Consider the following 22,538-nt stretch of genomic DNA (forward strand, 5'->3'; position numbering starts at 1 on the left):
GGACGTTTTGGGCATACTGTCAACATGGAAAGGAGTGCATGTGATGAACGGAGAATACGTGATTTTACCAAAGGATGGGCTTGGTTTTCGGTTAGGAAAAGGACAATGTATGCGAGTGGTTGATGTCGAAGGGCAGCAAGTAGCAGACGTGATGGCCTATCATGAAAAGGATTTTTATGAAAAATTTGATCAAGGCGCTACAATGGACAGCCTATTCTCTTCCAAGGTGAAAAAGGGAGATCAGCTTTATTCTAATTTATATAAGCCAATGTTTACGGTCATTGAAGATACAGTCGAATGTCATGATTTATATATGCCTGCGTGCCGGCAAGAAATGTATCAGCTCTTATACGGCAGGACGCACCTAGAGGTCATGCATACATGCTACGATAATCTCAGAACGGCTTTTGAGCCATTCGGGATTCCAAAGGAAGATATGTATTATCCTTTTAATGCGTTTATGAATACAGTCATTGATGAAAAAGGAAAGCTGTCTGTCGAGCTGCCAAAATCGCTCTCCGGTGATTACATTCGTCTGCGTGCAGAAATGGACCTCATTGTCGCGGTGTCTGCATGTCCTGCCGACATTGGAAAATGCAATGGCTCAAGCTGTACATCCATCCGGGTGGAGATTGATTGAAAAGGAAAGACCAGTCAAAACGGCTTGGTCTATTTCGTTTGTGAATGTTTGATCATTTATGAAAAAGGGGAACGTCTAAAAAATATCTTTTTTCAAAACATGATATAATAAAGTGGCTAAAATCGTAGGTAAATCAATTGAAATGGAAGTAAAACCTGTTCTCTTCATGTAGAGGATGCTTAGGAGGAAAAGTGTATGAGTTTGCAGAAAAAAATCAGCCAAGAGTTGCATGTGCAGCCCTCAATTGACCCAAAGCAGGAGATCGAAAAACGGGTTGGATTTCTAAAGGCTTACTTGAAAAAGACCGGTGCAAAAGGATTCGTTCTCGGTATTAGCGGCGGACAGGATTCAACGCTTGCCGGCCGTCTCGCTCAGCTCGCTGTAAGTGAGCTTCGTCAAGAAGGAAAAGAGGATGCTGTCTTTATTGCAGTCCGCCTTCCGCATGGCACGCAGCAAGATGAAGACGATGCGCAGCTGGCTCTATCATTTATTCAGCCGGACAAGTCTTGGAAATATGATATCGCACCTGCCGTGACGGCATTCAGTGAACAATATCAAAAGGAAACAGGCGGTGCGCTGTCTGATTTTAATAAAGGGAACGTCAAAGCACGCATGAGAATGATCGCACAGTATGCCGTCGGTGGACAGGAAGGCTTACTTGTCATTGGAACGGATCATGCAGCTGAAGCTGTGACGGGCTTTTTCACGAAGTATGGTGATGGCGGTGCAGATGTTCTTCCGCTCACAGGTTTAACGAAACGCCAAGGACGGTTGCTGCTTGAGACCCTTCAGGCGCCGGAGCGATTATACTTAAAGAAACCGACAGCCGATCTGCTAGATGACAAGCCTCAGCAAACGGATGAAACAGAACTTGGTATTACGTACAATGAAATTGATGATTACTTAGAAGGAAAACCAGTTTCAGATCAAGCAGCAGAAGCGATTGAAAAACGCTATGTTCAATCAGAACATAAACGTCAAGTACCAGCTTCTATGTTTGATGACTGGTGGAAATAAAATAAGTGACCTCTCCAGTAGATGGAGAGGTTTTTTTATGTCAAATTTCAGCTGAATTTGACAGAATGAAACGAAAATGGTTCATTAATTAGTAGAACGATCTACATAAGTCTGTTTGACTAAATAAAGGATAAATTGAAGAAGAAGTGGTGAAATAATTAGTTCGATTCACTTAATTTCTCATCAAAAGACAGTATTTTCAGAAAAAATGATTGACGATAAAAACGAATGCGCTTACAATGAAAACACATTCCAAAAAGTGAAATTGAATTCCACTAGACGGAATAAAAGGAGTCGTTCATCTCCAAATAAGTGGCTAAAGGAATGATTCACACAATGAAAAATCGAAGTGCACTGGAAATATACAAAGAAGGAGGCGCTTGGTGGGAGACTGAGATTAGTCATATTCAAAAAAATTCAATTGAACTTCGGGGCTATCCAATTGAAGAGCTTATTGGTCAATTATCGTATCCACAGATGCTTTATCTACTGCTTGTTGGTGAATTACTAGATGATTCGAAGGCAGCTCTTTTTGAAAGTGTTCTTGTCGCAGGTGCGGATCATGGGCCAAGAGCACCGTCTATTGCAGCGGCAAGAATGGCGGTTACGTGCGGCATTTCGTTTAATTCTTCTGTTGCAACAGGGGTGAATCTATTAGGTGATATTCATGGCGGAGCTGGTGAAAAGGCGATGCGTATGTTATACGAAGCCAAAGCGGTTTATGATGCACAAAAAGATATGAAGTATGCTGCAAAGCAAGTATGTCAGACATGGTTAGCTCGCAAGGAAAAAATTCCGGGAATCGGTCATCAGCTGCATGATGATGATCCTAGAGTGAGACGGCTGTATGAGCTGAGTCAAACATATGTGCAGCAAGGTGATATCAGCGGAACGTACTTACGGTTAGCTGAGGCGATTAGACATGAACTTGAACAATTAAAAGGGAAAAAAATCACGATGAACATAGATGGTGTATCTGCTGCGATCCAATGTGAATTAAACATTCCAGCTGAAGCGGCAAAAGGCATCTTTTCCTTATCCAGAGGAATGGGCATCGTGGCGCATGCATATGAAGAGCTGACAAAAGGTGCCCTAGTGAAAGGTCCTTGTCCGAATGAAGAAAGACTTGTTCGTTATGCGGGGGTCGGGACGCGTCACTTGAAGGAGGGTGAGAGAATTTGAGTGAATTGAAAGCGTTGTCATATATAAACGGCGAATGGCTGGATGCAAACCATGTCAAAGAAGACATTATCAATCCATACTCTGGGGAAATGATCGGTACATCCTATCTTGCATCCTCAGAAGATATAGAACAGGCGCTTTCTATTGCGCAGCAAGCTAAAAAACAATTAGCGGCAATATCAGCATTAGAACGCTCAACGCTTCTAACAAAGGCAGCTGCCTTATTGGAAGAACAAAAAGAGCATTTTGCAAAACTCATTTCTTTAGAATTAGGCAAACCGCTTAAAAATACAAGAGATGAAGTCTCACGATCAATTGAAACGCTGGCGCAGTCAGCCGAAGAAGCCAATCGACTAATCGGTGAGACCATTCCTGGCAATGTATCTTCCCGTGGACAGAGAGCAATGGCGATGACATTTAAAGTACCGGTTGGGGTTGTGCTGGCGATTACGCCTTTTAATGCGCCTCTCAACTTAATTTGTCACAAAATCGGTCCAGCTTTTGCGGCAGGGAATGCCATTATTTTAAAGCCAGCACCGCAAACATCAGCTGTTGCCACAGCGTTTGTTAAGCTCCTGCTTGAAGCAGGGTTTCCAGAAAAGAGCCTGCAGCTTGTGATTGGAGGAGTAGACGCCGGCAGACAGTTAGTCACTGATGAAAGAACCAATCTTGTTTCTTTTACTGGCGGTGCGGTGGGCGGAGAACATATTTCAAACTCTGCTGGATTAAAAAAGGTACTGCTGGAACTCGGAGGAAATGGAGCGACGATTGTTCATCATGATGCAGATATCGAGCAAGCCGCATCTCTTTGTGCCAAAACGGGCTTTAGCAACTCTGGTCAAAGCTGTATTTCTGTTCAAAGAATTTATGTTCACAAGCAAATTATGTCGACATTTACTGAGACACTTAAACAAAAAGTAGAACAGCTCGTCGTTGGAGATCCGCTGTCTAGTGAAAGTGATATCGGCTGTATGGTTGATGTACAGGCAGCAAAACGTGTGGAGGCTTGGATACAAGAGGCAGAGAAAATGGGTGCCGAGCTTCTATCTGGAGGACAACGAAATGGCGCAAGCATCACACCGGCTATTTTGCTAAACCCGCCAAAACAAGCCAAGGTCGTCTGTGAAGAAGTGTTCGGTCCAGTTGTCAGCATTCTCCCATATGAGGAGCTGGATGAGGCAATCAAAGAAGCAAACGATAGTCGATATGGTTTGCAGGCAGGTGTCTTTACGAATCAGCTAGATATTGCGTTACACGCAGCAAAAGAGCTTGAAACTGGCGGCGTAGTCATCAATGGGACATCGAATTTCAGACTAGATCACTGGCCATATGGCGGGATTAAACGAAGCGGTATTGGAAGGGAAGGCCCACGTTTCGCCATCGAGGAGATGACCGAAACCAAAATGGTTGTGCTGCCAAATGGGCTATAAAGGGGGCAGATGGATGTGAATGTCTTTCAGCAAAAGTTAAAAAATGTGCAAAATGGCGGTCAGCCAATGATTTGTACGCCGCTCATTGGACAAACAAAGGAAGAATTGTTTCTTGAAGTTGAGGTGTTAGCTGAGAAAAAGCCTGATGTGATAGAGTGGCGAGCGGATTTTTTCAATCACCTCAATGACAAGGAACAAGTCATCGACACCCTAAAAGGGATGATCGAAAAGGCAGATAACATCCCATTTTTATTCACCATTCGTTCTGAAAAAGAGGGCGGCGAACGCATCTCACTCTCAGAGGGTGAAAAGGTTTCCCTGCTTGTTGAGCTTTGTGCCACTCAGCTTGTGGCTGCCGTTGATTTTGAATTAATGCATGATGTCTCGCATATCCAGCAAGTCAGTCAGGCGGCTAAGAGAAACGGGGTCATCTTGATTGTGTCGTACCACGATTTCCAGCGTACCCCTGCGGCGGATCGGCTTGTGGAGCTATTCACCCATGCAGAATCGGTTGGCGCCGATATCGCAAAGATCGCCGTCATGCCGCATTCCTATGAGGATGCATTGACACTGCTTTCTGCGACGGGCAAGGCGAACAAGCATCTGTCCATCCCCGTTATTTCGATGGCGATGGGGGAATATGGCGCCTTCACAAGAATGGTAGGTGGACTCTTTGGGTCTATCATGACCTTTGCTGTAGGGAAAGAAAGCTCAGCACCTGGACAAGTTGCGATACAGGATTTGAATACCGTTCTATCGATTGTGTTTTCAAAGAATCAGTGAGTAGCAGATTCATAGCTGCACCGTGAGAGGAGAGAAACATGAAGAAGAATATATCTACACAGGTCATTCAGTATTTAGAAAATCGAGGAGTTGAGCATATCTTCGGTCTGTGCGGTCATACGAATATTGCTTTTTTATCAGCGCTAGAAAAAAGCCGTATTCAATTTGTGAATGTCAGACATGAACAGATAGCGGCGCATGCAGCAGACGGTTATGCACGAGCGAAAAAACAGACGGCTGTTGTGCTCAGTCACTTAGGTCCTGGACTCACCAATGCGGCAACAGGCGTAGCGAATGCTGCACTCGATTCCATTCCAATGGTTGTCATTGCAGGAGATGTTCCAAGTCATTACTACGGAAAGCACCCACACCAAGAAATCAATCTTCATTCCGATGCTTCTCAATACGAAATTTATCGCCCGTTTGTGAAAAGAGCATGGCGAGTCGACATTCCAGAATTATTTCCAGAAATTTTATCAAAAGCGTTTCAGTTAGCTGAAAGCGGCCGCCCTGGGCCAGTCCTGATTTCAGTTCCGATGGATGTGTTCTCAAAAGACTTAGATGTGTCGTTATTTGAACAAATCGCTCATCATACACACACCGTTGAAAAACCATCTATTGATGATCAAACAGCGAATCGGATATTAGATCGATTGCTGCAGGCAGACAAACCGCTCTTATATGTAGGGGGAGGCATTTTACTAGCCGATGCAGCAGAAGAGTTAAAGGCATTTTCTGACCATTTGAGTATCCCTGTTGCCCATTCTTTGATGGGGAAAGGGGCGATGCCAGATGATCATCCAATGACCCTTGGGATGACAGGGTTTTGGGGGACGAAATTTATCAATGATCAGTGTAAAGCAGCGGACTATATATTGGCTTTAGGCACCCGTTTTGCTGAAGCAGATGCGAGTTCGTGGGAATCGGAGTATACGTTCAATTTCCAATCAACCAAGCTCATTCATATTGACATTGATCCGAATGAAATTGGCCGAAATTATCCTGTGGAAATTGGAGCGGTAGCAGATCTCAAGCAGGCGTTGACCGTACTCAATCGTGTGGCGAAAGAAAGGCTGCCAGAAGGTCTGGATCGCCCTCAATTGAAAAAGGACATTGCGGTATATCGTGAGGAATTTCAGAAGAGCAATTTGACGAATATTCAAGACGAGTCTTTCCCGATGAAACCACAACGTATTTTGCAGGAAGTGCGGGAAGTATTGCCGCCTGATGCCTTCATTACAACCGATGTTGGCTGGAATAAAAATGGGGTCGGACAGCAATTTCCTGTATTCACCCCAGGCACTATTTTAACCCCAGGTGGTTTTGCGACGATGGGATTTGGCGCTCCCGCTGCACTTGGAGCAAAGATTGCCCAGCCTGACCGTGTCGTTGTATCACTTGTCGGGGACGGCGGATTCGGTCAAAATCCATCTGTTCTCGCAACAGCTATGGAAGAAAACATTCCTGTCGTGTGGATTGTGATGAACAACAGTGCGTTTGGGACGATCGCCGGCTTGCAAATGGCACACTATGAAACGACATACGGCACTGTTTTTAGAAAAGATGGAGAAAGCTATTCGCCTGATTTTGCAGCCATTGCAAGAGGTTATGGGATGAAGGGAATCAAAATTACGGCGGCTTCTGAATTCAAAGAAGCTTTGGCTGAAGCGATTGCTTCTCAGGAACCATGTGTCATTGATGTAGCGATGAAAAATGATCCTGTGCCTACTGATGGACATTGGAACATTAATGATATTTATTCACCAAATACAAAACGTTCACATGTCAGTGTGAACTAAACATGACTAGGGAGGAATCAACAATGAAAATTAAAGTGTTAAATCCATTTCAAGACGGTCATCCATTATGGTTAGGTTTAGATCATCCAGAAGAGAACATGATTCGGAAGGTGTTTCAAACGATCACACCAGATACCGTTGGATCAGAGCATATGATGGCAGGTCTCACTATTTTTGAGCCGGGAGAAGCAAGCTCGGTGCACAATCACCCAGGTTCAGAGGAATTTGATTATGTGATTAAAGGGTCTGGCGAAGTCATTTGCGATGGAGAAAGAAAATCATTTAAACAAAATGATTTTATGTTTATTCCAGACGGTGTCTCGCATCAGCATGTGAACACAGGGGACGAACCTTTATGGCTGATTTGGCTCTATACACCGCAAGGGCAGCTGCCGAAGGACTAAAGAAACCTTGCACGAGAGAAAGAAGAAAAGGGGCTAAAATAGAAAGCATTTTAGCCCTTTATCAATTGAACGAAAGGGAGTCAAGCAATGAATAAGAATACACCACTTGAAGGAATCAAAATATTAGATGTTTCAACGATGATTGCTGCACCATACGGCGCGGTGCTTCTAGGAGATTTCGGTGCAGAGGTCATTAAAGTCGAGATTCCTGGAAAAGGGGATACACTGCGGCATGTTGGCCCTTTTGCAGATGGTGAACCTTTGAGATGGTCAGGGCTTTCAAGGAATAAGAAATCTCTTACACTCGATCTACACAAAGAAGAAGCAAAAGACATTTTTAAAAAGCTTGCAGCGCAGGTTGATGTGATCATTGAAAATTTTCGTCCGGGCACACTTGAAAAATGGGACGTTGGGTACGATGTATTAAAAGAAATCAACCCTCGTTTAATTATGATTCGTGTTTCGGGTTATGGGCAAACCGGTCCATTTAAGGACAAGGCGGGGTTTGGTACACCTGCGACGGCATTTAGCGGCTTTACATATATTCAAGGGTTTCCAGATCGGCATCCAGTCAGCCCTTCCTTTTCCCTTACGGATTATATCGCAGGAATCTATGTGGCGTTTGCCACTGTGACAGCGATGTATTACCGTGACACACATCCAGAAGGAACAGGGCAAATGGTGGATTTGGCTCTCTATGAATCTGTGTTCCGCATGTTAGAATTTTTGGTTGCTGAATATGACAAGCTAGGGAAGGTGCGTGAGCGTTCACCAGGGTTAAGCGGTCATTCAAGCCCTGCCGGCACCTATGAGACAAAGGACGGGCATTATTTGGTTCTTGTGACGAGTACAGATTCGACCTTTAATCGATTGGCAGAGGCGATGAATCGATTAGATTTACTAGAGAACGAGAAATTCTCTGTGAATGCAGCCAGGCTGAAGCATAACGATGAAATGGATGCGATCGTCTCGCAGTGGATTGCATCCAAAACAAGAGATGACGTCCTAGACATTCTAGATACACATGGTGTGCCTGTGAGTCCGATTCTAAGCATTCGGGATATCTTTGAGCATCCGCAATTTAAAGCACGAGAAAATATTGTCGAGGTGCATCATCCGCGTCTTGGAAAAGTGAAGGTGCCTGGAATCATTCCGAAGTTTGAAAAAACCCCCGGCCGTATTCGCCATATTGCGCCTGATTTAGGTGAACATAATTATGACATTTTAACGAAAATGCTTGGCTTCACAGAAGAAGAGTGTAAACAGTTAGAAGAAAAAGGGGTCATTTAAGACACTCAACCGATCCGCACGCTGCGGAAACAAAGGAGGATGGTTATGAAAGTGCATTCAGAACTGAAGGGGAACGACTTGCGGCCTGCTTATGCGAAACCAACAAAAGCTCGTTTCGGCATCTTGATTCTGTTGTTTTTTATTACCGCTATTAACTATATTGATCGAGCCAGTGTATCCATTGTTGCACCTGCGATTCAGTCTTCATTGCAATTAAACCCTGCCTTATTAGGCCTCATCTTTTCAGCATTTAGCTGGACCTATACAGCCATGCAGATCCCTGGCGGCTTTATTCTTGATAAGTTTGGATCAAAGGTAACGTATGGAATATCACTCATTACTTGGTCTATTTTCACCGGTTTACAGGCGTTTGCGAACAGCTTTGCCTTCTTATTTGGCTGCCGTTTGTTTATCGGAATTACAGAATCTCCCGCATTTCCTGCGAATAATCGCATTGTGACCACATGGTTTCCAAGGCGGGAACGCGCATTTGCAACAGGGGTATATACCGCTGGAGAGTATGTGGGGCTTGCATTTGCGACACCTCTTCTTTTTTGGATCATGACAACTTTCGATTGGAGAACCGTCTTTATCACTGCTGGTGCGCTCGGTATTATATTTGCTTTCTTTTGGTACAAGTATTATCACGAACCGAAAGAGCATCCGAAGATCAATGAAGATGAATTAGAATTGATCCGTCAAGGCGAAGGACTGACTGTGGCATCACAGGAGAAACTGAAATGGGCAGACTTTGCCGCACTTTTAAAATATCGTAAATTGATTGGACTCTATATTGGTCAATTTTCTGTTGCGTCTACCCTCTTTTTCTTTTTAACATGGTTTCCGACCTATTTAGCAGAGGCGAAAAATATGGCCTTTCTCAAAGTGGGTTTTGCGGCATCCCTGCCATACATCGCTGCATTCTTTGGAGTGCTGTTTGGAGGCTATGTGTCTGACTGGCTGCTTAAAAAGGGTGTATCGGTCAATGTAGCGAGAAAGCTGCCGGTTGTGGTCGGTCTGCTTCTGACAAGTACCATTGTTTTAGCGAATTTTACAACGAATATCCCGCTTGTGCTGACTATTTTATCCATCGCGTCCTTTGCGCAAGGACTGTCTAATATCTCCTGGACTATGCTGTCTGAGGTAGCACCAAGAGAAATGGTCGGGCTGGCTGGCGGCGTATTCAACTTTTTTGCTAACTTATCCGGCATCATCACCCCGCTGATTATCGGATTCATTGTATCGGCGACAGGCTCTTACAACGGCGGTATTTTATTCGTCAGCTTAGTGGCATTAGGCGGAGCGTTGTCGTATATCTTTATTGTAGGTAAGATTGAGCGGATTCAATTAAAATAATAGAGAGCAAGAAAAAGAGAACTCATTGGGTTCTCTTTCAGCGTGTAGACAAACCCTCGCATTCGGTGTCAGTTCTGTGTGCCGGTGCTCACGAATGTCAAATTCGCTCCGCGCCGGTACTCGTCCTTCCTTGACTGCAAAGGTTTTCTATCACACTGAAAAAAAGACAAAGGGCTAAAATCAAGTTCATTTTAGCCCTTTGTCAACAATCTTGAAAGAGAACTCATTGGGTTCTCTTTTTCTATGAATAAAAGATGACGGTGATGATCGTTGCACATGCGATACCCATGCTGATATAAAAACCAGCAAACCAGATATTCCATCGAGTGATTCGGTAAGGGTTGACCTTCATCAAATCGGCTAATAGGGAGACAGATACATTATATGGGCTAAACATGACCGTTGAGGTTCCAGCGATAATGAGCATGATTGCGATGGGAAGGGCAGGCAATTCATGAATGACAGGTGCCATCAAGCTCACTAATAGAGCAAGCGAAACGAGCGGGTGGAAACCGCAAAGAGCGGTGATGAGAAAATACAACCCGACGACCCCATAAACCCAAATGGCATGATCTGATATACTGACGATAAATGCTTGAATCGGCTGCAAGCTGTTTGTGACAAGCAGCATATCGACAAAGAAGCCCGCGCTTAAAAATAGACACATATAATTGGAGAGCTGGCGGGTTCGTTCTTTCCAATGGGGAATAGAGACGGCTACATATTGTTTTCGTTTTTTGATGATAGACGAGAATAATAGAGCGAAAGGAATAATCGTCAGCACAACAGCGAACAGATAACCTTTCCCAATCCAGGCGTCAACAAGCGAAACGACTGTCATAAAACTGAGCAGCATGAAAGCAAGCTGAATGGTTTTTCTCTTGATGCGATGAGGGTTGGAGTGAGCTTCTGCCGGCTGGATGATATGCGGCAATCGTTTGCTTTGACGAGAAAACAGCAACCAGTCCGTCAACAGCACAAGCACCATTAAACAAAAGGTAACGGGTGCAATCTGATAATATTTCAATTTGGTTGCATCAATGGTGACACTCACCAGTACTTCGACAGGACTCCAGCTAAGACATAGCGCATATGACCTTAAAAGATTGCGCGTATAAAGGTGCTGTTTGACTTGTTCCTGAAGGGCGTTCAGCGACGGTTTTAAGGATGTATATAATAAGGGAATCGTTGCGATATTTAAAAACATGCCAAGAACATGAGTGACAAATGAACTCTTGCGATAAAGCTGATTTGTACTCGTTGTATGTAAGGTAAGCAGTTTATTTAATTGAGTATCGAAATGTCCAACATGTATGAGAGAATGAATAAATGGCAGCATGAAAAATAAAGAGAGCAAGCCTAGCATGGAATGAAAATGAAGAAAAAGCGTATGCAAAGGCTGTTCTGACCAGAAAAATAACACCAATCCAATCAAGAGAAACATAGCACCCGTTTTCAAATAAAGCCCATTGGCCTTCTTAAAGGAAATGGTAAGCGAAGCAGCCGCCAGCAGACCAACCAAATAGGAGAGAATGGGAGCAGGGAATAGTTGATGAACGATGTATAAGCTAATAAGAAGTGTGAAAATGAGCAGGTAGATCATGATATCTCCTCCATCAAAACATCTATCGGTTTTATTCCGTACAGTGGAATTTGTTTTCTTTTAATGGAACATTTAAAATGGATTATAGCAAAATTGGTTAATCATGTCGATAAGAAATCAAAGGGGAAAAGGAGAAAGTGAACATGGCTGACAAAAAGTCAAAAGAAGAATCAGGATTGCGTACCGTTCAGCGCGCTTTGGATATTCTTTCTTGTTTTAGCGAAGAACGTCAAGAGTTGACGCTAACGGACATTTCAAAAGAGATGAACTTAGCAATGTCTACCACAACGAGACTGCTCAAGGCACTTGAAATGAATCATTTTGTGGAAAAGAACCAAGAGACAATGAAGTACCGGCTCGGTCAAAGACTTTATCTTCTCGGTTATATTGCTGGGAAGTCCATCAAATTGAGGGAACTGGCAAAACCGCTCATGTACACACTTCGTGATGAAACAAAGGAAACCGTCAACCTGTATGTGCTCGATCACAAAAGCAGGGTATGTATTGAACAAGCCGAAGGGCTGCAATCGATTCGGCATCTTGTGAAAATCGGTGAGAAGCTGCCGTTATACGCTGGTGCTGGTGGAAAGGTGCTGCTTGCTTTCCAAAGCGAAGAGTTTCAACAGCAAGTTTTCGCATCTGAGGCTGATCACATGACGATGGAGGAATGGCAAAAAGAATGTCGTCATATTCTTGAAACGTATACCGCTTGCAGTATTGATGAACGGGAAGTCGGATCGGCGGCTGTGGCGGCACCGATCTTTAACATTCATGGGGAAGTGCAGGCATGTTTATCCATATCTGGACCGACCCAACGATTTACTGAAGATGTCATCCCTCAGCTGCAGCAAAAAGTGAAAGAGCATGCCGAGAAGCTCTCCGAACAGCTCGGTTACGTCGTCAAACACAATTTTTAAGAATGCCTATCTTTTCTCAGTCCATTTATCATATAATAGAAACATTATGTAGCATTCCTTGTCGTAAGGAGGACGTGTCACGAACATGAAAAACAATAGAGAGATTCCTGTGAGACAGCGAAATATTGTCCTCATTGGCTTTATGGGCGTTGGGAAAACAACCATTGGGCAGCTCGTTGCCAAAAAGTTATATAGAGATTTTATTGATGTTGATCAGGAGATTGAGAAAAAGTACAACATGACGATTCCAGAAATGTTTCAGCAAAAAGGAGAAGCGTTCTTCAGACAGGCTGAAAAGGACTATATCGTCGATTTATGTGAACATACTCAGCTAAAGATCGTGTCTCTTGGAGGCGGTGCGTTTAAACAGGAAGAAATCAAACGATCTTGCTTAAAGCATTGTACGGTTCTTTTCCTTGACCTATCTTGGGAGAATTGGAAACAGCGGCTGGATATTTTAATTGAAAACCGTCCTGTTCTTCATAACCGCACGCTTGACGAGATGAAAGAACTGTTTGAAGAGCGCCGGGAAATTTATTCCCTTCATAACTCAAGAGTGGAAACAGATCATCTAGAAGCTGAAGAAGTCGCCAATTATATTGTCGACACACTCAAGCTTGGCTGGGATCTATATTCGAAATAAAAAAGTCTATCCTAAGGGGGTAGACTTTTTCTATTAGATCAGGAGTAGTCAAAGAAATCACAGTCTGATGGATGAAAAAAAGAAGAAAAGATGTTTTTTCCTTCGTCATTATATCAAAATGTATGCATCCTTTATGTGGTGTGTCTAGCCGTTTGAAAAAAGTGGTGATCAGACTACAACTAGGTCAAGATGATGAGGTTTTTTGATTGATGTGGGAAACGAAATATATCTCTCATTTTCTTTTTTTGAAAAAATAAAATAGTATCTAAATTCTAATAATCGTTTTTTGAATTATTATAATTTTTAAAAATATTGTTGACACCTTTGGTTAGATCATTCTATGATTATTAACGTAAACGCTTACCGTAAACGTTTACTATAACGGATGGGGAGGAATTTGTTGATGAAAAATAAAGAAAAATGGAGCGGTGTATTCCCGGCAGTCTTAATTCCTTTTAAAGATGACTATTCAATTGATGAACCTGCTTTTCGTAAGCTTGTTCGCTGGGTGGCGGAGCACGAAGGGATTAATGGGATCGTTGTCAATGGACATACTGGCGAGATTATGACTTTGCTGCCACATGAACGAGCTGAAGCTGTGCGTATTGCAGCCGACGAATTAAAGGGAGAAATTCCTGTCATTTCTGGGGTTTCTGCTGAAGGGACAATTGAAGCGATCCAGCATGCAAAAGCAGTGGAGGAAGCTGGTGGAGAAGGTATTCTTCTTATGCCGCCACATTCATGGCTGAGATTCGGTATGCAGCCTGAGTCACCTGTCCAATTCTTTCAAGATGTTGCAGAAGCAATTGATATTTCAATCATCGTCCATCAATATCCAACATGGACAAAAACCTCTTATACAACCAGTCAATTATTAGAAATGTCGGAGATTCCAAACGTTGTCTCATTTAAAATCGGTCAAAGAGACATGGCGCAATATGAAGTCGATGTGCGCGCACTGAAAAAGCATGCACCAGATGTATCATTGCTCACATGTCACGATGAATATTTATTGCCAACATTAGTTCAAGGAATTGATGGGGCGCTTGTAGGTTTCGGCTGTTTTGTCCCAGATTTGATTGCTGAGCTTGTGAAATGTGTGGAAGAACAAGACCTTGTAGCGGCTAATAAAGTGTACGATAGAATCTTTGAATTAAAGCATGCTGTGTATAAAATGGATGAACCTTCTTCTACCTCTCATCTGCGAATGAAGGAAGCGATGTTCCAGCGAGGTTTGATCAGCAGTTCGCTTGCGAGGAAGCCAGTATTACCTTTAACTCAAAAGGAAAAAGAAGAGATTCGTCAGGGCCTTCAAAGTGTTGGTTTACTTAAGGAAAACGTTAGTAAATAACAGACCATTGATTTCATGATGAAGGTGAGTCAGGTTATAATAGAGTATAAAACAACAGACTCCCGGAGGTATGAAATGTGTCAGTAAGTATTAAAGATGTCGCATTGAAAGCTGGAGTATCTATCGCCTCTGTTTCCCGAGTATTAAGTGGCAAACCAGGAGTAGGTGCTCAAACGGCTGAAAGAATTAAACAAGTGATTGATGAATTAGGCTATCGCCCTAATTTAGGAGCTAGAGGGCTCGTTAAAAGAAAGACTGGCAATATTGCTGTCGTGGTTCCTCGTGGTTCATATATTTTGAATAATCCATTTTTTTCGACGATTTTAGATGGGATAGCGAAGGAATTAGATGAGACTGAATTTAATATGTTGATGTCATTTACATCTGTGCAGCAGCAGCGATTACTGGAAACGCAAGCTGTAGATGGTGCCATTTTATTTTCTCCAAGAAATGAAGAATTGAGCATGGATTGGTTAAAAAGTTTAGCTATTCCCATTATCGTTGTCGGAAGTTACTTAGAGGATTCTCCATTTCCATGTGTCAGGCCAGATGATGAGGAAGGTGTGTGTCAATCTGTCACGGCCTTATTTGATAAAGGTCATCGAACCATTGGACTGGTCAATGGTCCAATGAGTTCGATGCATAGTGTGAGGTATTACAAGGGGTATGAGCGTACACTGAAAAGTTTAGGATTAACAATGAACAAAGAGCTTGTGTTTGAGTTAGATGAATTTGATGGGGGAAAAGTAGTAGAAGTGGTTTCTCAATTTCTCCAAGGAAACCAGCACATGACTGGAGTTGTTTGCTCTTCAGATTTTTTGGCGATAGGGGTCATGAAAGCGGCAGATATCGCAAATGTGTCAATACCTCATGATTTGTCTGTCGTTGGTGCTGATGATGTGCCCATTGCAAGTTTTCTAACCCCTTCTTTATCTTCTGTTCATGTTGATTTAGTTGGAATGGGAAGAAAAGCGGTTTCTTTACTAACGCAGTTAGTAGAAGGAGAACAGTTAAAGAAGATGGAACATATCTTCCCGATGTACTATGTAGATCGTGGCACCACGGGAACGCCAAAAAAGAAATGATAGATGCTGAAAACTCATATGATCGCTTTAGAATGTCTCTTCATTTAAAATGTAAGCGATTTCTTTTGTGCTCATCAGCATGTACTTTTGCATCATTTCCTCTATTAAGGAGGAGATATCATGACGTTAGAACTCAGCGGAAATTCAAATTCTCATGATGAGCAAGTTGTTGATAGAGCTTCACAACTATTGACTAGGATGGAAAGTGTACCTTTTTCGAGATGGCATTTAAAACCTCGTATCATTATGGGATCTGCTACCTTTTTTGATGCTTTTGATGCACTATCTTTAGCGTTTGTTCTCCCAGTTCTCATCGGCATGTGGAATTTATCACCTGCTCAAATTGGTCTTCTTATTGGGTCTGGTTATATCGGACAAGCGATTGGTGCTATTTTCTTTGGGTGGTTAGCAGAAAGACGTGGCCGAGTATTTAGTGCAAAGTGGACTGTGTTTCTCATGTCTATTATGAGTATCGCATGTGTATTTTCAGGTAACTTTATGGCCCTTTTTATTTTTCGTTTTATACAGGGGATTGGAGTAGGAGGAGAAGTGCCAGTAGCGGCCTCATATATCAATGAGTTGTCCCGGGCCCAAGGCAGAGGGAGATTTTTTATGCTCTATGAGATGATTTTTCCATTAGGATTAATGATCTCAGCTCAAATTGGTGCATTTGTTGTACCTAGCTTTGGGTGGAAATGGATGTTCTTGATTGGTGGAATTGGCGGTTTAATCGTCTTTGTCTTCTTTTTCATGTTACGCGAGTCTCCAAGATGGCTTATTTCAAAAGGCAGGTTAGATGAAGCCGAAAGAATCATTGAAGAGATTGAAGCTAGTACAGACAAACGAATGCCTGTTGCAAAGCAAGTGTCCAGCAGCACTGAAAAAGGCGACTGGAAAGAGCTCTTTTCTACTTTTTATCGTAAAAGAACATTGATCGTATGGGGACTATGGTTTTCTGCCTACTTTGTATCGAATGGATTAAATAACTGGTTACCGAGTCTTTATAATACGGTTTACAATTTGCCAGTTGGAGATTCATTAAGGGCAGCCTCTCTCACAAATATTTTACAGACCATAGGGGTATTCGCTTGTGCATTTTTAATCGATAAAGTAGGACGGAAGCGCTGGGCAACCATTGCATTTATCGTAACAGGTGCTTTATTAACGGCTTTATGGATCAGCGGAGCAAATTCTCCAGAAAGCGTTATTTATTTAGGGTCCGCTGCCTACGGAATGATGGGGACAATTACAGTTCTTCTCTATTTATATACACCTGAAATCTATCCAACCCGTATGAGGGTAATTGGTACGGCATTTGCTACAGCGTGGCTTAGGCTGGCCTCAGCGATTGCTCCTATTATGATAGGTTTTATTTTAGAGGTGAGCGGTGTTTCAACTATTTTTATTCTTTTTGCAAGTGTGACTGTAGTGGGAGCAATTCTTGCTTTTAAAATGATCGAAACGAGAGAGAAAGTATTAGAGGATATTGCACCGTAAGTGATGCATGCAATGAAGAACTTATTCTAAAGAGGGTAGGTTCTTTTTTTATTCAGAGGATTTACGTACACTTTTGAAAAAGCCTAACCTACCTCAGTTCAATTATCTTATAATAGAAACATTATCAGCACTCCTTGTCACGAACATGAAAAGTAATATCTATCAGATAGTGGAAATGTATATTCATAATTTAAAAGTCTACCGGCTAGGGTAGACTTTTTCGATCAGTTTAATGTTTGATCCCTTGAAGCAGTGCAGCTTTTAGGCAAAAGGATGTTGGCTGACGATGTTCGTCGAATTGCAGTTGAAACAGCTGTTTCGTTTCATCGTCTGCAGCATGAAGGTGGGCAACGATTTCCTTTTGAACATTTTCTGGTGTACGTCCTCGTATGATCCAGTCCTGATAATCAATATGCAGATCCCAGTAACGGATATCTTCTTTCGTCAGATGGTTGTCAGCGAAAAGCTCTTTCCATTCTGATAACGAGCTTTCTCGCACATGGGAGGGATCTCTCAGTCTATTTAAATGATTAATAAAGTCATCCTGTGCTTGGTTTTCAGGTGCATAATGATCGACAAGTAGAAATTTGCCGCCTTTCTTTAAGACTCGGCTGATTTCAGACATGGCTGCCGGGAGATGTGGGAAGTGATGAGCAGCAAATCGGCATGTGACGAGATCAAATGATGCATCAGAAAAGGGCAATGCGTCTGCGGATGCCTGCTCAAACGTAATGTGGTTCAGCTGTCGCTCTTCCGCAAGTGCTGTAGCAACCTCGATCATTTTGTGTGTGACATCAATCCCGATTCCTTTAGAGATGACGTCTGAAAAGGAGAAAACGGTATGACCTGCCGCGCAGCCGATATCAAGTAGATGCTCATCGCCCTTTGCCTTCGCCGCCGTTTTCATCCATTCAAGTTCTTTTCCAGCTGCAAAGATGGGTGAATCTCGGTAGTTCTCTGCATTTTGTGAGAATTGTTTCTCGGCTTTTGAATATGGATTCATTCCTTTACCCCCTTTTTGTTGTTTCTTTATCGTAGGGTTCTTCCCGTGATTTGTCTAAGACCTAAAAGATATGATATGAATAGTTAAAACCTATGAGGTGAGAGAAGTGGATATACGAATGATGGAATATGTCATGGAAGTGTACCGGCAGCAAAGCTTTACAAAAGCAGCGGAAAAACTTCACATTGCACAGCCCTCGTTAAGTCAGCAAATTAAAAAACTTGAGGAGGAATTAGATACTCCTCTGTTTATTCGGAAGTATGGACAAGTCACTCCTACACCTCAAGGAAACCGATTGATCAAAAGAGCAGAGATCATTTTGAAGGAACGAGATGATTTATTGCGTGAGATGGGGGAAGCTGCTTATGAGGTAGGGAAAGAACTGATGATCGGTGCGCCAGCTGTCACAGGGGGATATGTCCTGCCAAGTTTATTAAAAGCCTATTGTCAAACGTATCCGCACGTTCACGTTCATTTGATAGAAGAATCGCCTCGTGAGCTAGAAAGACGTTTACTCGCTGGGAAACTGGATCTGGCGATTCTTTCTCTGCCTGTCGAGCATGAATCATTGAAAACAAAACAAATGCTGACAGAGCCGCTTCTCCTCGCCATTCCGCAAACGGCTCAACCGTGGTTGACGGATGAACTGAATGAAATCATCAATCAAGCGGAACAAGAAGGGTCTGTCCCGTTTCATCTTCTGAAAGATGCCCCATTTATTATGCTGAAAGAGGGATATGGCTTTCGGCAAGTGGTCACGGAACTGTGCCGTCATCATGGCTTTCGGCCGAGGATTGCATTTGAAACAAGTCATATTCAAACAGCTCAGGCATTGGTTGAAAATGAGCTAGGTGTGACGGTGGTGCCAAAAATGGTGGCACAAGAGGAAAGGAAAGCAGTCACTTATTTACACATTGATTCATGCCCAACCCGTACTCTTGTGTTTGCATATGTGGAAGAAAGATATTTAACGAAAGCCGCTCAAGCCTTCATGGACCTTCAACAGAATCAAGGAAAAGCTTAAACAAACGTTTAATTAAACGTAAAAAGCAGGGGAGTCCCCTGCTTTTACCTTTTTTCAGCGTGATAGAAAACCTTTGCAGTTTAGGAAGGACGAGTACCGACGCGGAGCGAATGTGACATTCGTGAGCACCGGCACGCAGGACTGACACCGAATGCGAGGGTTTGTCTACACGCTGAAAGCAGGGGGCCCCTGCTTTCTAATATAAATCCAGCCGCTGATCTGTCATGACGGGGATTTGTTGTCTCACTTCATCTACGAGCTGAAGATCAATGTTTGCATAATAAATGTCTTCTTCATCATTTGTCTCAAGTAGAATGCGTCCGAGCGGGTCAATCACCATGGAGTGACCAGGGAATTCAGTGTCTCTGCTTGTGCCCGTCCGGTTCACCGCAATCACAAATGACTGATTCTCAATGGCTCTTGCGATGAGCAGACTGCGCCAATGGTCCACTCTTGCTGACGGCCATTGAGCGGTATTAACAAGCACCTTTGCCCCTTTGTTCACGAGCGTCCTAGAAAGCTGAGGGAAGCGGAGGTCATAGCAGATCATCGCACCAATCTTGACATCTTCACCATAGTCAAATAAACCAAGCTGATCACCAGCGGTTAAATAGTTATGCTCATCCATTAAGCGGAATAAATGAATTTTATCATAATCTAACAAAAGCTCACCTTGGCGGTTAAAGACATACATTGTATTGGTGATGTTTTCATCTTCTGTCCTCTTATTTAAAACACTGCCTGCGATGAGATACACTTGGTGCTTGTGGGCAAAGGAAGAGAAGAGTTGTTTTGTTCGCTCGCCATCTGCATCGGCAAGCTCATCCGCTTGCTCTAACGCATAGCCGGTATTCCACATTTCAGGTAGAATAATCAAATCAGGCTGTTGGCGGATGGCTTCTTCTAAACATGCTTCTGCTTTCTGAAAGTTTACATCAGGTTCTCCTATTTGTACGTCCATTTGAATCAGGGCGATGTTCATGTCGGTCTGCCTCCTTTATTCGTTTCATGCAATGAATGGTTCGGGTGATATTGCCTGAAGCATCTAGTCTTCAAGCCAGTTTCTTTATCATAAAGCTTTCCGCCATCTTTGCCAATAGAAATGTCAGAAGGTTTTGTTAAATGACTTTCTCAATCAAGAAATGAGTGGTATGATACTCATAACTAATAAAACAAAGGGGAATAGTATGATATGCAATTGTTCGATTTATCACTAGAAGAGCTAAAAAAATATAAACCAAAGAAAACAGCACGTCCTGATTTCTCAGACTTTTGGAAGAAATCGCTCGAAGAACTGCGCCAAGTGGAGGCAGAGCCAACACTTGAATCTTATGACTATCCAGTGAAAGGCGTCAAGGTGTACCGCCTGACGTATCAAAGCTTTGGACATTCTAAAATTGAAGGCTTTTATGCTGTGCCTGATCAAACTGGTCCGCATCCAGCGCTCGTTCGTTTTCATGGCTATAATGCCAGCTATGACGACGGCATTCATGACATCGTCAACTGGGCGCTGCACGGCTATGCAACATTTGGTATGCTCGTCCGTGGTCAAGGTGGCAGTGAAGACACATCAGTGACGCCAGGCGGGCATGCATTAGGATGGATGACAAAAGGCATTTTATCGAAGGATACGTACTATTATCGAGGCGTTTATCTAGATGCTGTTCGTGCACTTGAAGTCATTCAGTCTTTCCCCGAAGTAGATGAACATCGTATCGGCGTGATCGGTGGAAGTCAGGGGGGTGCGTTAGCGATTGCGGCCGCAGCCCTTTCAGACATTCCAAAAGTCGTTGTGGCAGACTATCCTTACTTATCAAATTTTGAGCGTGCAGTTGATGTTGCCTTGGAGCAGCCTTATTTAGAAATCAATTCATACTTTCGCAGAAACAGTGATCCAGAAGCTGAAGAAAAGGTATTTGAGACATTAAGTTACTTTGATTTAATCAATTTAGCCGGCTGGGTGAAACAGCCAACATTGATGGCGATCGGTCTGATTGATCAAGTGACACCGCCATCCACCGTGTTTGCGGCATACAATCATTTAGAAACAGATAAAGAGCTGAAAGTGTACCGATATTTTGGGCACGAGTTTATTCCTGCTTTTCAAACAGAGAAGCTGTCCTTTTTACAAAAGCATTTGCTTCTATCAACATAAGAGCATGACAAAGAGCTAAAATGACATTCATTTTAGCTCTTTGTCTTTTTCAGCTATTGGAGCGATCAGCTTAATAACTGGTGTTCTGTCTTGTTTTTTCATCAGGCACTAATGCTGTAACGATCAGTGCAAGGGCTGTGATGATGTGAAGGATGAATCCGAGAATCGGAATCCATGCAAGGCAGGATGTGACAATTCCAATGATACTTCCAATCATTGGTCCCTGGTCTCGCTTCGATAAGACGAGTGTGATAATATGCAGAATAAGCATGACCATGAGCGGTGAATAGCCATTGCTGATAACGAATAGACCTCCGATCACAGGGATAGCAAGGCAAGCTTCAAAAATCCCAGTGATCCATTTCATAATGCGAGATATAGACATCAGATCCAACTCCTTTTTCATATATGTCTTATTCGTATTTTCCCAAAAGGTGAAGAAGTCATGCAGAATTCTATAGAAAGAGTTGATGGACACTTGAGAGAGAGAATTAAGGAAGAGCTGAAAATCATCGAAGAAACGCATGACGTCAAGATTTGTCTTGCCGTTGAATCGGGCAGCAGGGCATGGGGTTTTCCCTCGACCGATAGTGATTATGATGTTCGCTTTTTATATGTTCCCCGGAAAGAATGGTATTGGGCGATGGAAGAGCATCGTGATGTCATAGAACGACCGATTGATGACATGCTTGATATCAGCGGCTGGGAGCTTAGAAAGGCACTGCGCCTATTCAATAAATCAAATCCGTCCATTATGGAATGGCTGTCTTCTGATATCATCTATGCTGAATCTTTCTCTTTGGCAAAGGAGCTAAGAGAATTAAAGGATCGAGCGTTTTACCCTGCGGCTTTGATGTATCATTACCTCAATATGGCGAAGCGGAATGAGAGCCGGCATTTACGAGGAGAGCAGGTGCGAATCAAGAAGTATTTCTATGTGCTTCGTCCGCTGCTTGCCTGTCAGTGGATTGAACGTTACCGAACAGTTCCACCAATGGACTTTCATGAATTACTCAAGGAGCTAGTGGAGGAAGGTCCGCTGTTAGCAGAAATTCACGAACTGCTCAAACGTAAAATGGACGGAGAAGAAATGGATGTAGAGAACCGTCTCGCTCATGTCCATCCATTTATTGATCAAGAGCTGGCGCGTTTTGATGAATTGGTGAAAAGCTACAATCAGCCTAAAGACAATCTGATGCAAGAATTAAATGAGCTTTTGCAGTCTACCCTTGATGAGGTGTGGGCGTAGGAGGGGAGAGTCAGCCGGTTAGCGGTAGGCTCTTTTTTATCTCTTATTGTGATAAAACCACAAAAAAAGTCAGAATTTTTGTCATCTTCAAATATTGTAGTGGACAGCTC

The 22,538-nt window shown here is 43.0% G+C and carries 21 protein-coding genes; 17 read left to right on the forward strand and 4 right to left on the reverse strand.

The annotated features are described in order from the left end of the window. Positions 1–43 precede the first annotated feature (43 nt). The 9 genes from NST24_RS01825 to NST24_RS01865 all read left to right on the forward strand — a co-directional run bounded on the left by NST24_RS01825 (position 44) and on the right by NST24_RS01865 (position 9,901). Entirely contained in the window at positions 44–640 is a 597-nt protein-coding gene (locus NST24_RS01825) for an urea carboxylase-associated family protein (protein ID WP_039166482.1), read from the forward strand. Between the two features lie 195 nt (positions 641–835). Then, positions 836–1,657 carry an ammonia-dependent NAD(+) synthetase gene (nadE, locus tag NST24_RS01830; RefSeq protein ID WP_007498287.1) on the forward strand — a complete coding sequence of 274 codons (822 nt, stop codon included), beginning with the start codon at positions 836–838 and terminating at the stop codon, positions 1,655–1,657. A 324-nt stretch (positions 1,658–1,981) separates the two neighbouring features. Further along, positions 1,982–2,839, forward strand: coding sequence for a citryl-CoA lyase (locus NST24_RS01835; protein ID WP_286068355.1), 858 nt, complete (start codon positions 1,982–1,984; stop codon positions 2,837–2,839). Next, complete coding sequence (locus NST24_RS01840; RefSeq protein WP_135010171.1) at positions 2,836–4,269, forward strand: aldehyde dehydrogenase family protein; 1,434 nt, start codon at positions 2,836–2,838, stop codon at positions 4,267–4,269. Before NST24_RS01835 ends, NST24_RS01840 begins: the two co-directional genes overlap by 4 nt. A 9-nt stretch (positions 4,270–4,278) precedes the next feature. Then, on the forward strand, positions 4,279–5,052 hold the full coding sequence (aroD, locus tag NST24_RS01845; protein ID WP_135010169.1) for a type I 3-dehydroquinate dehydratase: 774 nt from the start codon (positions 4,279–4,281) through the stop codon (positions 5,050–5,052). Between the two features lie 38 nt (positions 5,053–5,090). After that, positions 5,091–6,851 (forward strand): thiamine pyrophosphate-binding protein, encoded by a 1,761-nt coding sequence (locus NST24_RS01850; RefSeq protein WP_047945860.1) that lies wholly within the window; start codon positions 5,091–5,093, stop codon positions 6,849–6,851. A gap of 23 nt (positions 6,852–6,874) precedes the next feature. Further along, a complete protein-coding gene (locus tag NST24_RS01855) occupies positions 6,875–7,255 on the forward strand; it encodes a cupin domain-containing protein (RefSeq protein WP_342462223.1) in 381 nt (126 codons plus the stop codon). 87 nt (positions 7,256–7,342) lie between these two features. Further along, complete coding sequence (locus NST24_RS01860; RefSeq protein ID WP_017366576.1) at positions 7,343–8,545, forward strand: CoA transferase; 1,203 nt, start codon at positions 7,343–7,345, stop codon at positions 8,543–8,545. Between the two features lie 45 nt (positions 8,546–8,590). Next, complete coding sequence (locus NST24_RS01865) at positions 8,591–9,901, forward strand: MFS transporter (protein WP_008342087.1); 1,311 nt, start codon at positions 8,591–8,593, stop codon at positions 9,899–9,901. Positions 9,902–10,142: 241 nt separating this feature from the next. On the opposite strand, the gene NST24_RS01870 is transcribed toward NST24_RS01865, so the two are convergent. Continuing rightward, entirely contained in the window at positions 10,143–11,504 is a 1,362-nt protein-coding gene (locus NST24_RS01870) for a hypothetical protein (protein WP_342462224.1), read from the reverse strand. A 143-nt stretch (positions 11,505–11,647) separates the two neighbouring features. On the opposite strand from NST24_RS01870, the gene NST24_RS01875 reads away from it, so the two are divergent. From NST24_RS01875 to NST24_RS01895, 5 genes are all read left to right on the forward strand, one after another. Then, on the forward strand, positions 11,648–12,421 hold the full coding sequence (locus NST24_RS01875; protein ID WP_100325507.1) for an IclR family transcriptional regulator: 774 nt from the start codon (positions 11,648–11,650) through the stop codon (positions 12,419–12,421). An 85-nt stretch (positions 12,422–12,506) separates the two neighbouring features. Next, positions 12,507–13,064 (forward strand): shikimate kinase, encoded by a 558-nt coding sequence (locus NST24_RS01880; protein WP_007498270.1) that lies wholly within the window; start codon positions 12,507–12,509, stop codon positions 13,062–13,064. A 403-nt stretch (positions 13,065–13,467) separates the two neighbouring features. Next, on the forward strand, positions 13,468–14,415 hold the full coding sequence (locus NST24_RS01885) for a dihydrodipicolinate synthase family protein (RefSeq protein ID WP_045034606.1): 948 nt from the start codon (positions 13,468–13,470) through the stop codon (positions 14,413–14,415). A 77-nt stretch (positions 14,416–14,492) separates the two neighbouring features. Next, complete coding sequence (locus NST24_RS01890; protein WP_342462225.1) at positions 14,493–15,500, forward strand: LacI family DNA-binding transcriptional regulator; 1,008 nt, start codon at positions 14,493–14,495, stop codon at positions 15,498–15,500. 120 nt (positions 15,501–15,620) lie between these two features. After that, positions 15,621–16,997: an MFS transporter gene (locus tag NST24_RS01895; RefSeq protein ID WP_024718969.1), complete on the forward strand. Its 1,377-nt coding sequence runs from the start codon at positions 15,621–15,623 to the stop codon at positions 16,995–16,997. 229 nt (positions 16,998–17,226) lie between these two features. On the opposite strand, the gene NST24_RS01900 is transcribed toward NST24_RS01895, so the two are convergent. Further along, complete coding sequence (locus tag NST24_RS01900) at positions 17,227–18,000, reverse strand: class I SAM-dependent methyltransferase (RefSeq protein WP_342462226.1); 774 nt, start codon at positions 17,998–18,000, stop codon at positions 17,227–17,229. A 118-nt stretch (positions 18,001–18,118) separates the two neighbouring features. Here NST24_RS01900 and NST24_RS01905 point away from each other — a divergent pair, with 118 nt between their 5' ends. Next, the gene (locus NST24_RS01905; protein ID WP_342462623.1) at positions 18,119–19,024 is read left to right on the forward strand and encodes a LysR substrate-binding domain-containing protein; all 906 of its coding nucleotides are present in this window, start codon (positions 18,119–18,121) and stop codon (positions 19,022–19,024) included. Between the two features lie 196 nt (positions 19,025–19,220). Here the strand turns inward: NST24_RS01905 and NST24_RS01910 are convergent, their stop codons facing one another. Further along, positions 19,221–20,006 (reverse strand): carbon-nitrogen family hydrolase, encoded by a 786-nt coding sequence (locus tag NST24_RS01910; protein ID WP_342462228.1) that lies wholly within the window; start codon positions 20,004–20,006, stop codon positions 19,221–19,223. Positions 20,007–20,216: 210 nt separating this feature from the next. On the opposite strand from NST24_RS01910, the gene NST24_RS01915 reads away from it, so the two are divergent. Further along, positions 20,217–21,179: an acetylxylan esterase gene (locus tag NST24_RS01915; RefSeq protein ID WP_098680996.1), complete on the forward strand. Its 963-nt coding sequence runs from the start codon at positions 20,217–20,219 to the stop codon at positions 21,177–21,179. 70 nt (positions 21,180–21,249) lie between these two features. Here the strand turns inward: NST24_RS01915 and NST24_RS01920 are convergent, their stop codons facing one another. Next, positions 21,250–21,564 (reverse strand): hypothetical protein, encoded by a 315-nt coding sequence (locus NST24_RS01920; RefSeq protein WP_008342068.1) that lies wholly within the window; start codon positions 21,562–21,564, stop codon positions 21,250–21,252. Positions 21,565–21,624: 60 nt separating this feature from the next. Between NST24_RS01920 and NST24_RS01925 the strand changes: the two genes are divergently transcribed. Then, positions 21,625–22,428, forward strand: coding sequence for a nucleotidyltransferase domain-containing protein (locus NST24_RS01925; RefSeq protein ID WP_342462229.1), 804 nt, complete (start codon positions 21,625–21,627; stop codon positions 22,426–22,428). Positions 22,429–22,538 lie beyond the last annotated feature (110 nt).

This window comes from Bacillus sp. FSL R5-0286 (genome assembly GCF_038593245.1).
Taxonomy (GTDB): domain Bacteria; phylum Bacillota; class Bacilli; order Bacillales; family Bacillaceae; genus Bacillus; species Bacillus altitudinis.